The following is a 12,238-nucleotide window of genomic DNA, read 5'->3' on the forward strand; positions in this document are numbered from 1 at the left end:
GTTTTGAGACAACGACATGCATAAAACGAAAGCTTGGAGCGCGTCGCATATGACGCGATCTAAGCGTGTTCACAAGCGCACGATTATCATATAGGTTCCGCCGAAATTCCGGCCTGGGCGCTCCAGGGCGCCGGAACTGCAATCCAAGCAAAGGTATCGAATGCCGAAGGAAGAAGTCCTCGAGTTTCCGGGTGTCGTGACGGAATTGTTGCCCAACGCGATGTTCCGGGTGAAGCTCGAAAACGAACACGAGATCATCGCCCATACGGCCGGCCGCATGCGCAAGAACCGCATCCGTGTGCTGACCGGCGACAAGGTCCTGGTCGAGATGACGCCCTATGACCTGACCAAGGGCCGCATCACCTACCGTTTCAAGTAACAGTCCGGCGCGAACCGCGATGAGCATCCTGCAGAAGCTCGTGCTTGCCTCTGGTTCGCCGCGCCGGATCGAACTGTTGCAACAGGCCGGCATCGAGCCGGACCGCGTGCTGCCAGCCGATGTCGACGAAACGCCGCTGCGCGCCGAACATCCGCGCTCGCTGGCCAAGCGGCTGTCGAAGGAAAAGGCCGAGAAGGCGCTGGCCTCGCTGAAAAGCGAGGAAGACTATGCGCCAAGTTTCGTGCTGGCCGCCGATACGGTGGTCGCGGTCGGACGCCGCATCCTGCCCAAGGCCGAGACGCTGGACGACGCCGCCAATTGCCTTGGACTGCTTTCGGGCCGTTCGCACCGGGTCTATTCCGGCATCTGCCTGATTACGCCGGGCGGCAAGCTGCGCCAAAGGCTGGTTGAATCCAGGGTACGCTTCAAGCGGCTTCCACGCGAGGAGATCGACGCCTATGTCGCCTCCGGCGAATGGCGCGGCAAGGCCGGCGGCTATGCCGTCCAGGGTCTCGCCGGTTCGTTCCTCGTCAAGCTGGTCGGCTCCTACACCAACATTGTCGGCCTGCCGCTCTACGAGACGGTGGCGCTGCTTTCGGGCGAAGGCTTCAAGGTCCACACCAGCTGGCATACCGCGCGGCCATGAGCCTGGACGATAAGGTCACACCACTGCGCCCGAAGCGCCCCTGCCCCGAATGCGGCAAGCCGTCGGCGCGCGAGACCTATCCGTTCTGCTCGAAGCGCTGCAAGGACATCGACCTCAACCGCTGGCTGAAGGGCGCCTATGTCATCACCGCGCGGGATGACGAGGACGAGAGCGACGAGCCGAAGTAGGGTTTGGGCGGTGCCGGCCGCGCAATTCCACTTCGCCGACCTTACGCAATTGCTGCTTTGCCGGCGTCGGTATTGTCTGCGACAATTGCCCCGGAAAATCAGCGCTTAGGCGCTGGACAGGCCGGATTCCCGTGCTATAACCCACGCGCTTTCAAGGGGTGCCCCACGGCGCTTTCCTGAAATCCGGTCAGGCGATGTCTCGTTTGCCGGCGAGGCCCAGATAGCTCAGTTGGTAGAGCAGCGGACTGAAAATCCGCGTGTCGGTGGTTCGAATCCGCCTCTGGGCACCATCCCCCCTTCTCCCGGCACTCCCTTTCACCGAACCTTCTACGCTGCAGCTTCTGCAACCGCTTGGAATTGTTGGTCTTTTGCAGTCGCATTTGCGCGGTTAAGCGGGACACGGAGCGCTTCAGGAGCATTTGGTCCAACGAGGCGAGGGGATGGTATTTCCGTTGGTATTCGACATCCTGATGGTATCGAAACAGCCAAGGGAGACCTGACGAATGCCCCTCTCCGACGTGAAATGTCGAAATGCCCGCCCTGCTTCCAAGCTCGTGAAATTATCTGATGGGGGCGGGCTTCAGCTATGGGTACAGCCCACGGGCTCTCGCCTCTGGCGGCTCGCCTACCGCTTTGACGGCAAGCAGAAACTGCTCGCGCTGGGCAGCTATCCCCTTATCTCTCTCGCCGAGGCACGGGAGGCGCGCGATGACGCTAAAAGGCTTCTGCTAGCTGGCGTCGACCCTGGAAAGGAACGCAGCTTGCGGAAGGCCGATTCGGCAAAGGACTCCTTTCGCTCAATAGCGGACGAATATGTTGACAAACTAAAGAAGGAGGGACGTGCCGACCGGACGATCAGCAAGGTCAAATGGCTGCTCGACTTTGCCTATCCGATAATCGGCGACAAGTGCATTCGGGAGATCGACCCGGCCACCATCCTTACCGCCCTCCGCCGCGTGGAGGTTCGCGGTCGATACGAGTCGGCCAGGCGACTGCGCTCCACGATCGGCAGCGTGTTTCGATACGCAATCGCGACCGCACGCGCCGAGACAGATCCGACCTTCGCCCTCAGAGGCGCACTCATCAGTCCGACGGTAACGTCTCGCGCCGCGATTACCGATCCGAAGGCCTTGGGCGGTTTGCTGAGGGCGATCGATGCATTTGACGGACAGCCTACAACCCGGGCCGGTCTGATGCTGATGGCGCTGCTGTTTCCCCGCCCCGGGGAGCTTCGCGTCGCTGAATGGGAAGAGTTCGATTTTGAAAGCTCGGTGTGGACCATCCCTGAAGCACGCATGAAAATGCGACGGCCGCACCGCATACCCCTATCAAAGCAGGCGATCAGCGTCCTGACTTCACTCAGGGAAATTTCTGGTGGTGGATCGCTGCTGTTTCCTAGTGTTCGATCGGCTTCACGTCCGATTTCCGACAATACGCTAAACGCCGCACTACGTCGTATGGGTTACGGCAAGGAAGAAGCTACCGCGCACGGCTTTCGAGCAACGGCATCAACTTTGCTGAACGAATGCGGCGAGTGGCATCCGGACGCGATAGAGCGGCAGCTGGCCCACATTGAGAACAACGACGTTCGGCGCGCCTATGCCCGGGCAGAGCACTGGGAGGAGCGCATCAACATGATGCAGTGGTGGGCCGATTATCTGGATGAACTCAAGAGCAAAAACCCGCGGGTGAACTCAACCGAGGGACGCCGCAAGCCTGCTGTCCATACAATAACGCGACCATCCACTTTGAACCAAACAGCGGCCGTTCATCAAAGGCCGATACAAGGGAAATCATACTGACCGTCGAAAAACGCCGAAACTCGTCGCCAAGTCGTAGGCCCGGAGGGGTCAACTTTCTTTCCAGGACACTATTAAGGTTAGCGGATGATGACGGTTGGTTTGGGGCCGCATGCGGTCTGACCGCTTATAGAATTTTTGGGGATAGATGCCGTTTCGACGACGCTCAAAATTATGCTTCGTTCGATCACGTTGCGCATTGACCCCTTTCGACACCGCGAGTTGTCAACAACGTGCGACGCGAAGCTGCTGCTGTCTCCGAGGTCGCGAACCGCAACTTTTCTGGATCATGTTCGCCGTTCGAGGGGTGCGGCGGCTATTTTGAGGCGGGCACGGCCCCTCCTGCACTGTCCTCCGTCTTTTCCGTTGCGGGCGGCGCGATAAGGTTTCGTCTGAGCACGTCACCGAGTTTGAACGCTTCGGCGTTCGCGTCGAGCAACTCGCCCGCACGCGCCAACACGTGCGAGTCGAAACTCGCAAAGCCCAAAGGGACCGGCAAGCCCGATTGTTGGCCGATCGGCGCGTGGACCGTTGCGGCGACGAAGGCACCCGGGACGAGCAGCATTTCGAACCCGCCGGGAAATACACGGGCGTTCGACTCGTACCCGCGGGTGAAGGCTTCCTTCACCCAGCGCTCGGCGCGCTGTGCGGTCAACGAAATCGTCTCTACGTTCTGCCGCACACCGAGATCCTCGTTCAAGCGATTGATCTGTTCGCGGAACTGTTCGACGATTTCGGCCATGATCGAGGTGCTTCCCCAAAGTGGGGCCTGGGGCACCACCCAATAGATCGCAGCTGCGGCGTGGCGCGTTTTGCGCAGGCCGTAGCTTGCGACATCGAACAGCCTACGCGCATTTTCCTTGGTGAATAGGCTGCCGATGATCGGCACGGTCGGGCGGTCAGCACGGACGTCGCCGTGGCTCGTGAAGGCGTGTCGATAGAAGCGCTGCACGCTTAACCCATCGCGGCGCGTCCATTCCTTAAGATAGTCTTGGGCAAGTTGGATCAGGAGCTGGTATGCCTCGCCATCGTCTTCCCGCCGCGCAACAGCCATGCGCTCGACCATCTCGGCGACCGCAAGCCCCACTGCCTCACGATCTGACAACTCGTAGTCTGACTTCCACTCGGAAAGGTCGATGTCGGGTAAGGTTGGCTTGAGCCCCGATGACATCAACCGGACGCGCACGAGCGTCGAAAAGCGCTCCTCAGCCGCCACCCCGTCGATGGAATAGAGCGTGCGTCGCGGGGTCGAGATTGGATCGATCTTCAGCGCGAACTCGCGAAAGAACCGACGGAACGACGACGGCACCCTTTCCGTTGCCGAGCTGACTTGCTCAACGTCGGCCAGCGGCAGTTCGGGAAGGTTCCGCTCGAAGTAGCTCAGAAATTTCTTTTCGGCGGGCGCCAGCGAGATGAGGTCGAAGCCGACGCGTGCGATCTTGCGCTCGACCTCGTAGATAAGTGGTTCTTCGACACCAGGGCGGAAGAGCGAAAGCCCCGTCTGTGTCAGCGTGATGCGTCCCTCGCTCCGACGGATGTAGTCGGCGTCCTCGACCTCGTGGAAAACGTAGGCCATCTCGCGCCGGCTATATCCGAAGAAGGACTGGACCGCTTCCTCTGTGCAGCTTCCCATTGCGCGGACGAAGCGAATTAGAAACTCGGCTGTCACGGAGACCTTGCCAACATCAGCGACTTTGTGCTCGACGACGAACCGACGACAGGGCAGCGTTAGGTCGATCGTCGCCAACTGGAGCGGGCCGTCCTCCGATTCTTCGACGAGCCCCTCGCGCACGGGGCCGAGCGTCAGCTTACTGCGGGGCTGGACGGTCATTGTGCCTTCTCCAAGGCGCCATCGATGGGCGCGGCGTTGAGCCGATTCTCCAGTAAAGCCATTGCATCTACTTCCCTTGCGTGCCCGTATTCAACGTTACTGGCAAAGGCCCGCGCGATCCGGTCCATCGGCCCGGCCTCCTCCCATCGCTTCAAGCTACCCACGATAACAAGGCGGTCCATAGCGCGGCTGATCGCGACGTTGATGCGGTTGGGCCTTGCGAGGAATCCAGGCCGAATTGTCTTGAAGCCGCCCTGCACGGGCCCGTCCCAATTATTGCGAACAAGCGACACGATCACGATGGGGTTTTCCTTGCCCTGGTAGCTGTCGATCGTGTCCACCTTCATCGCGGCTCGCAGCGAGGGATGGATCGGTGCCAAGGCGATTTTGCGCCTCACGAGGTCACGTTGGGCCGAATAGGCGCAAATGATCCCGATGCCATGGGCATGCGTTGCTTGTTGGGCAAGCCAGTCGAGGAACAGCTGGCATTCGCTCCATCGCTTAAGAAGGCTTACGATCACGTCTGCCTCAACCGTATTGGTCAGGCTCTTGCGATGATTGGGATCGGCTTGCTTGGCGCGCTCGCCAAACGGCGCCGTGTCGAACCACGTGACAGGCGCGCTGAGGTCGGCAGGTAGCGCTTCTGCGTCGATGATCGGCGTCACGCGACCATGCTCAAGGCGCTTGCCATAGAATGACCGCGAGACAATCTCACCGATCGGGGGGAGCATACGATATTGCCGTCGCAGCGTGTGACCCGCGGCAATCCCATAGGGTGTCTCGAAGATGCGCTCGAAGTCGCTCCTCGCAACCTCCGCCACGCCCACGCCGAGGCGCTCGGCGACTTCGTCGACCACTGACTCCGGATGCTGTGGCTCAAGCTGTTTATGGTCGCCGACGAGTACGATCCATGCGCCCGCCTGGATCGGCACCGCGAGCTCGCTGGCGGTGCAGCGCGCCGCTTCGTCGACGATCACGAGGTCAAAGGGTGTTGAGGTCAAGCCAAGCGCCGATCTGCCGAGCCCCACACAGGTCCCAGCGACGATCTGGCGCGTTCCGGCGAGGAAAGTTTCGAGGCTCCGTTGCTCGGTCGAGACTGTTCCCACGAAGTCGCGTGCTAGCCCTGCGACTGCCTGGAACCTAGCAACACGGTCAGCGCTCGGGCGCTCGCCCTGCGGCATGGCCTGGAGGCAGGCGTCGACAATCGTCGTGACAATCTTCTCGGCCGCCAGGTCGGCGGGCAGCGTGTCGTCTATGCCAAGCGGCAAGACCTGCTGGCTGATTGTCTCGCGAAGCGCTGTTACTCGTTGCGCCGAACTTTCCTCGTCCTGCAAGCTGGCCAGCCGGGCCGCGACGGGCCTTATCGCAATCTCGACATGGGTCAGCGCGTCGGTCAGCGCCTCTGGAATGCCCAGTCCCTGGGCGGCGACGGCCAAGCGCTCGCGCATCTCGGCACGGAACCTATCCTTCTGGAGCTGCTCGACTCGCTCGACGTGGAATGGCAGCAGGCGGTCTGAGACAACACCCTCGTTGCCGACGCGAAGGATGCTCGGTATCTCACCCGCCCGAGCGAAGAGCTTAAGCACGGCCTCGGCGGCATTGTTGACCGCTTCATGCGCTTGGCTTGCGAGCAGGACATTGCGCGCCAGCCCCAAGGTGAGAGCGGCATGCACCAACGCCGCAATGAAGACCGTCTTGCCTGTTCCCGGCGGCCCCTGCACGAGGGCGAGCGGGCGTGTGGCGAGCACAGCTGACAAGGCCTCGGCCTGCTGGTCATTGAGCTCGTACTGCTCCTTCAACTTTTCGACCGGCTGGCGATCGGGCAACGACTGCGGTGTTGCCGCGGTGCGCGGATCGAGGATTCCGATCAGGTTGCGCGTACGCGAGGTGCGCCCGACGATCCGCCTGACCGCAGCCTGGCGACGGTCGAGGCTGGTCTCCTCCATGCGGCTCCGGAAGCGAAGCTCGTCGCCCTCCTCCACTAGCGGCGGTCCGTTTCGCTGCTCCGGCCGCATGCTTTCCAGATAGAGCGTGTCAGGCTTGGATCGCTGGAGGTCGAGTTGGCCGACGGGCCGCCAATTGCCTCGGCGATCCTCGCGCTCGACCATGACACGGTCACGCCGATTGTAGTCAAACGACCCACTCAGCAGGTCAAACTGGACCTTGTGCCGGTTGATGCTTATGTCGAAGACGCTGTCCTCGGCAACCTGCCCATAGGTGACCAACTCCCGCTCGGCATCGACGAGGATCCCCCACAGCATCGCCACGTCTACCTGACCGTTCGGCGGTGGCTCAGCAGCGATCGCCTCGATCAGGTCGTCCTCGGGCGACTCGCCTGAAACGATGTCGCGTTGTTCGGCGGGCTGCTCGCCCTCCGCGCTCACCTCGGCGTCCGTCGCCCTGGGCTGCGTCGGACCCAGGGCCGCAGTGACATCCTCGCGTTCGAGCAGCGGAGTGAGGTCTTCCAGATTGGTAACTGGACCGTCCTCGACGATGATGGCAGCTTCGAGTGACGCGAACTCGAACCTCTGGAAAAGCCTGATCCTTGACTGCTCCAGAGCGCGCCGGTTGAGCCGGTAGGGCTTTCCGTCAGCCCCGATGCTGACCTCAAGCTCCTCGCAGGCCCCGCGGATAATGAGCGTACGTCCCCAGGGGGCGCGGCGCAGGAAATAATGGCCCTCGTCGGGTAGCAAAGGGCCTGCCCCTACGTGTGGGCTAGCGAGCCGGATCGTCGCCAAGTCCGCGTCGTGCGGCTCGCCGGCCGCCAGCACATCGATCAAGGGAAGCAACGTCGCGTTCGCCGGGTCGTCGGTTCGCACCTTCGCGATTGCCTCGCGAAGGCGGCCGGATATTCTCGAATCGCTTCCGGCGAGGAGCTCCTCGCCGATGACTGTGACCGCGAAGCAATCGCGTTCGAAGCGACCGCCGCTCTCGGGGGCATAGCGCGCAGTTACAGTGTCGCCTTCGGTGGCCGTCGTAAAGTCACTCAGGTCGACGATAACCGGGTCGCTCGGTGCTGCGGGATCGACGAGGATGTTGGCAGGTTTGAGGTCGCCATGCGCCAGGCGAAGGGTGTGCAACTCCTCGACCCGCCGGGCAAGAGCGTCGATTAATTGAAGCCGCGCTTCCTCGCCAAATTGCTCCGGGTGCTCCGCCATCAACAGCGCGAGGTCGGGGCGATCGATCCACTCCTGGATCATGACGATCGCATCGCCCAGCCACATCGCACCCAGAATTTTCGCGCATCCCTCGGGCTCGACTGCCGAGAGCTCGGCGAGCTGATCTAGGAAATCAAGGATGCGCGATCCTTCCTTCTTCTGGTCGCCCCACGAAGCACGCTTCCAGACCTTTACCAGCACCTCGCGACCGTCCTTGCAGGAGCGCCACAAGGCGCGCGTCTCGTCGTCTCGCAGGATCTCGGCAGGCGGATAGGCCTGGAAGAGAGCCATCTGACTCTTGATCGCGCCGCGATGCCGCTCAAGCCCTGCTATGACTTCCGCAGGCGTGGGCCGGATGGCGACTGCAGCGTTGAAGGCCGTCAGCGCGTCTCCCGCGTCCTTGAACCGGTGCATTGGGTCGGGCGCGAGCGCGGACGCCAGCCAGCCGTAAAGTTCGACGTAGTCGGATGCCTTGTCGCACTCGCTGTCCCACTCGGGAATTCCGCTCGAGGTTGCAGGGCCCGTGCCCAGGAGGATGCGGTGAATGGCGGAAGCGGCGAGGAACACGTCGCGACGTTTAGGGGTTGTTTCGACTCCGAAGATGTCCTCTGGCAGCTTGCCTGTTGACAGAAACTGGAAGCGCGACTCGCCGAGCGAGCGAACATCGGGGTAGCTTGCCGCCATCAGGTGCGAGAGCCGAACGGTTGACGGTCGCTGCACCCAGACGCTGTGCTGTCCGAGGTCGAGGTGCGCTGCCTCCGCGAGGTGAAGCGCGTCGAGGGATGAGAGCAATTGGCGAGCCAGTTCGATTCGATCGACCCGGCTAAGGTCAGCTAGCTCGGAGCTGCCAAAATCTGTCAGACGGTGAAGCCGGCGCCGGCGGTCATAGACCTCCCAGTATCGTACGCCGAAGGTCGGGTCGCGCGTCTTGCCGCCGACAATCACGCTGTCGCACTGTTCGCTTCGGTCCTGCAGGTAGGCGATGACCTCCTGCTCGCGACCGGCGATCTCGCTACGTCCTTCTTCGGTCTGGAAGCGAGTTTCCGCCTTGGAGAAATCCCATAGCCGCAGGACTCCGAGGGTTGGCGACTGCCGTTCGTCGCTCGCCTCGAACTCCGCGAAGATTCCCTCGGGGTGCTCGAACACCGGTGCGGCGGACGTGGCATAGAAGCCACCATAGGTCCGTCGGCCAGGTACGAAGACGCCCTTGCTCATATTGAAGAACTTCGAGAGCTGGTCCTTCCACTCCGCCGAGGTCAGGATGCCAGCGGGTGGCCCTTTGCCGAACACCTCGATCCGCTTGGGAACCGACTTGAGCGAAGAAGTGAACGCCGCGACGGGCATTACCGCCCGCCGCTCGGTCTCCGAAATGCCGCTGAGGTCTGTGGCCTTGGTCAGGACCACAAGGCCCTGTACCCTAGGGACGATCGGCTTTGCGCCCTTGGCGTGGCGCTTGAGGTGGGCCTCGAGCTGAATGAAGACGTGGCGCGCGTTGGCAGATATCTTCGCGACCGGCGACGGGCCATGGTCCCGCCCGGCGTTGTACCAATGCCCATCGCGGCTCTCGATCGGGCCGAACCAATCCTTGAGATCGACGACCAGTATGCGGTCGTCCGCCACGATGATGACGTCGATCTCGCGGCTTGAGCCGGGCGCGGTAGCAAGGTCGAGGTTCGTATAAGCGAACCAGTGCGAAGGCAATGAAGCTAAGGTCTCGATGCCCTTCACCTCGCGCACATGTAGGCCGTTCCCGCAGTTGATGATCTTCAAGCGAATTCCCCCGAGCCGCTACCGCGGCCACTCCAGATGTTAGCTTTCGTTTTTGCGCTGGCAACTTCCTTTGAGCAGGATACGCGCCTTGGCGGAAGGGGGTAGATCATAGCGAACAATGTTGTCCAGAAGATCGCGGGCCACTGGCGCGGGTCGACCGACTACGTCGCAGTCCTCGACCGAACGGCGGCTTCGGGGCTCTGCCGTGGACTATCAAGATGGCGATCGGAATGTCTGCTTCCAGGCGAAGGCAAAGTTTGCCTCACCGTCCGAAATTGGGCGCATTGCGGACTGGCAGGTTTGGGGCCGCCTCCAGACAGTCCGCTTCTGGTCGTGGGAGGCCGAATAGCTGCCGGCAAGGATGGGCACACTGCAAAGCGCCCACCCTTGTACGGTCGGGTCTCATGCTTATCACGACTCTCATTCCAGATGTTTAGGCGGTCGGAACCGTGCCGCCGTCAATAACTTCGGACCGCGCGATGTCCATTACCCGAACGGAGCATGGCCCAATGCCAGCCTCCCTGCTATGCGCAGTGCCAAGCCATTGGAGCCGCGATCGGCAATCCAGCCAGGTGAAACTCGCACGACGCGCACTCCCTTCGGGGAGACCTCGTTCGAGAGGCTTTTGCTGTAGGTGTTCAGCGCCGCCTTGGCAGACGCATACCCGGTGGTAGGCTCGGGCAGCGGCATGCGACCCTGGATCGACGGCTCCGCGTCTCTGCCTGTTGCTCAACCTGCGCCCTACGACGTAAAAGAAACGGCCAAGGCTCTAGTCGCCGCTGGATGAAAGTTCAGTGGCAGGTCACTCGGACTCAGGCAGGGCTTCGCCAGAAGGCGGCTTTCAATAAGCCGAGTGACCTTCTACGAAGAGGGATAGCCGCCCGTACCGGGCCAAGGACAAACTGCGTGACGCCCTATTCTGACCTCGTGACCCGCCTCTGGCGCCTCTGCAGTCTGCTGCGCAAAGACGGGGTAACCTATCCCCAATATGTGACCGAGCTCACCTATCTGATCTTCCTTAAGCTCGCTTCCGAGCGGCAGGATGAAAACCTAGCGATACCGGAGGGGCACCGCTGGAGCGACCTCCTCGGCAGCGGAGACGATGCGATCCTTGATCGCTACCGCCAGACGCTGGCGATACTGGGCATGTCGCGACACAGCCGGACTATGCAGGCAGTCTTCGCCGGGGCCGTCACCGTTGTGCGGGACCCGGCGACCCTGCGGCGCCTGGTCGATGCTATCGACGGCTCCGACTGGTTCTCGGACGAACGAGACGCGTTTGGCGACGCCTATGAAGGACTGCTCCAGAAGAACGCTGAAGAGACCAAGCGTGGCGCGGGTCAGTATTTTACGCCCCGCGTTCTGGTCGACTGCATCGTTTCCCTGCTCAAACCTCGTCCTGGCGAGATCGTGCAGGATCCCGCAGCCGGCACCGGCGGATTTCTCATCGCGGCGGATCGCGCCTTGCGGGCGGATTGGCAAGGGTCAGAAGAGGCCTTGGCCTTCCAGCGCACCCGCGCCCTCCGCGGCGTAGAAAATGTGCTGGACACCTATCGTCTGCTTTGCATGAACCTCTATCTGCACGGGATCGAGTCCGAACACGTCCTGATGGGCGACACCCTGTCGCAACTGGGCGCCTCTCCCGAGTTTAAAAACACCGACGTCATCCTCTCCAATCCCCCGTTCGGGCCGTCGGGCGGCGCGTCGTCTCGCGAAGATCTCTCGATCACCGCGAAATCCGCAAGCTTCCAGCTGCCGTTCGTCGAGCATTGTATGTGGGCGCTCGCGCCAGGCGGGCGAGCGGCGGTCATTGTTCCGGACAACGTCCTCTTTGAGGGGGGCAAGGGGAAGGCACTGCGTCAGGCGCTGATGCGGGATTTCAATCTGCACACGATCCTGCGCCTGCCCACCGGGATCTTCTACGCCCAGGGGGTCAGAACCAATGTGCTCTTCTTCAGCCGGCCGGCTGCCCCACCGGACGGGAGCGCGACAGAGACGGTCTGGATCTACGATCTTCGAGCCGCGGACGCCGGGAATGGCGGCAGTGGAAGTGATTTCGCCTCTGGTCTGGACGCGTTTGGCCTGGCATTCGGCGACGACCCCCTCGGTCGGTCACCGCGCGAAGAGGATGGTCCAAATGGCCGATTCCGCCGGTTCAGCCGCCAGGCGATCGCGGAAAGAGGCGACGACCTCTACATTGTCTGGCTGAATGAGGAGGAGAGCGAGGACGAGGCGCTTGAATCAGCCTCTCCTGATGCAGTCGCTGCCGTCGTCGAACGCCATCTGGTCTCCGCTTTGGGCGAGATCCGATCCCTCATCGACGAACTGGGCGATGATAACGCGGCTTGGGATGACCCGGAATGACGCTTCCGGCCGACTGGGTGACGTGCACTCTTGAAGACCTCCTCCATCCGGCGCCCGGCGCGATTGTCGACGGCCCGTTCGGAAGCGCGCTGAAGTCTAGCGA

Annotated in this window: 7 protein-coding genes, 1 tRNA gene and 1 pseudogene; 6 read left to right on the forward strand and 3 right to left on the reverse strand. The window is 62.0% G+C overall.

The features are described from left to right. The first annotated feature begins 160 nt into the window (after positions 1 to 160). The 5 genes from infA (at position 161) to NKI64_RS10870 (ending at position 3,015) form a co-directional block, all read left to right on the forward strand. Positions 161 to 379, forward strand: a complete 219-nt coding sequence (gene infA / locus NKI64_RS10850; protein WP_006200926.1) for a translation initiation factor IF-1 — start codon at positions 161 to 163, stop codon at positions 377 to 379. Between the two features lie 19 nt (positions 380 to 398). Further along, entirely contained in the window at positions 399 to 1,025 is a 627-nt protein-coding gene (locus tag NKI64_RS10855) for a Maf-like protein (protein ID WP_352667877.1), read from the forward strand. Next, on the forward strand, positions 1,022 to 1,213 hold the full coding sequence (yacG, locus tag NKI64_RS10860; protein ID WP_023669280.1) for a DNA gyrase inhibitor YacG: 192 nt from the start codon (positions 1,022 to 1,024) through the stop codon (positions 1,211 to 1,213). The genes NKI64_RS10855 and yacG overlap by 4 nt, the downstream gene beginning before the upstream one ends. A gap of 214 nt (positions 1,214 to 1,427) precedes the next feature. Further along, positions 1,428 to 1,503: transfer RNA gene (locus NKI64_RS10865), tRNA-Phe, on the forward strand. Positions 1,504 to 1,716: 213 nt separating this feature from the next. After that, entirely contained in the window at positions 1,717 to 3,015 is a 1,299-nt protein-coding gene (locus NKI64_RS10870) for a tyrosine-type recombinase/integrase (protein WP_352667879.1), read from the forward strand. Positions 3,016 to 3,328: 313 nt separating this feature from the next. On the opposite strand, the gene NKI64_RS10875 is transcribed toward NKI64_RS10870, so the two are convergent. The 3 genes and pseudogenes from NKI64_RS10875 to NKI64_RS10885 form a co-directional block, all read right to left on the reverse strand. Next, positions 3,329 to 4,843 (reverse strand): hypothetical protein, encoded by a 1,515-nt coding sequence (locus NKI64_RS10875; protein WP_023692440.1) that lies wholly within the window; start codon positions 4,841 to 4,843, stop codon positions 3,329 to 3,331. Beyond that, complete coding sequence (locus NKI64_RS10880; protein ID WP_023692441.1) at positions 4,840 to 9,771, reverse strand: AAA domain-containing protein; 4,932 nt, start codon at positions 9,769 to 9,771, stop codon at positions 4,840 to 4,842. The genes NKI64_RS10875 and NKI64_RS10880 overlap by 4 nt, the downstream gene beginning before the upstream one ends. A gap of 522 nt (positions 9,772 to 10,293) precedes the next feature. Next, a pseudogene (locus tag NKI64_RS10885) lies at positions 10,294 to 10,476 on the reverse strand (SDR family NAD(P)-dependent oxidoreductase); the annotation flags it as partial. A gap of 201 nt (positions 10,477 to 10,677) precedes the next feature. Between NKI64_RS10885 and NKI64_RS10890 the strand changes: the two are divergent. Then, the gene (locus tag NKI64_RS10890; protein ID WP_352667882.1) at positions 10,678 to 12,135 is read left to right on the forward strand and encodes a class I SAM-dependent DNA methyltransferase; all 1,458 of its coding nucleotides are present in this window, start codon (positions 10,678 to 10,680) and stop codon (positions 12,133 to 12,135) included. The last annotated feature ends 103 nt before the right edge of the window (positions 12,136 to 12,238 follow it).

This window comes from Mesorhizobium sp. M0478 (genome assembly GCF_040321305.1).
GTDB lineage: Bacteria > Pseudomonadota > Alphaproteobacteria > Rhizobiales > Rhizobiaceae > Mesorhizobium.

Bases quoted from the DNA above. Each gene is read 5' to 3' on its own strand.
- infA (WP_006200926.1), top strand. From the start codon at position 161: ATGCCGAAGGAAGAAGTCCTCGAGTTTCCGGGTGTCGTGACGGAATTG.
- NKI64_RS10855 (WP_352667877.1), top strand. From the start codon at position 399: ATGAGCATCCTGCAGAAGCTCGTGCTTGCCTCTGGTTCGCCGCGCCGG.
- yacG (WP_023669280.1), top strand. From the start codon at position 1,022: ATGAGCCTGGACGATAAGGTCACACCACTGCGCCCGAAGCGCCCCTGC.
- NKI64_RS10870 (WP_352667879.1), top strand. From the start codon at position 1,717: ATGCCCCTCTCCGACGTGAAATGTCGAAATGCCCGCCCTGCTTCCAAG.
- NKI64_RS10875 (WP_023692440.1), bottom strand. From the start codon at position 4,843: ATGACCGTCCAGCCCCGCAGTAAGCTGACGCTCGGCCCCGTGCGCGAG.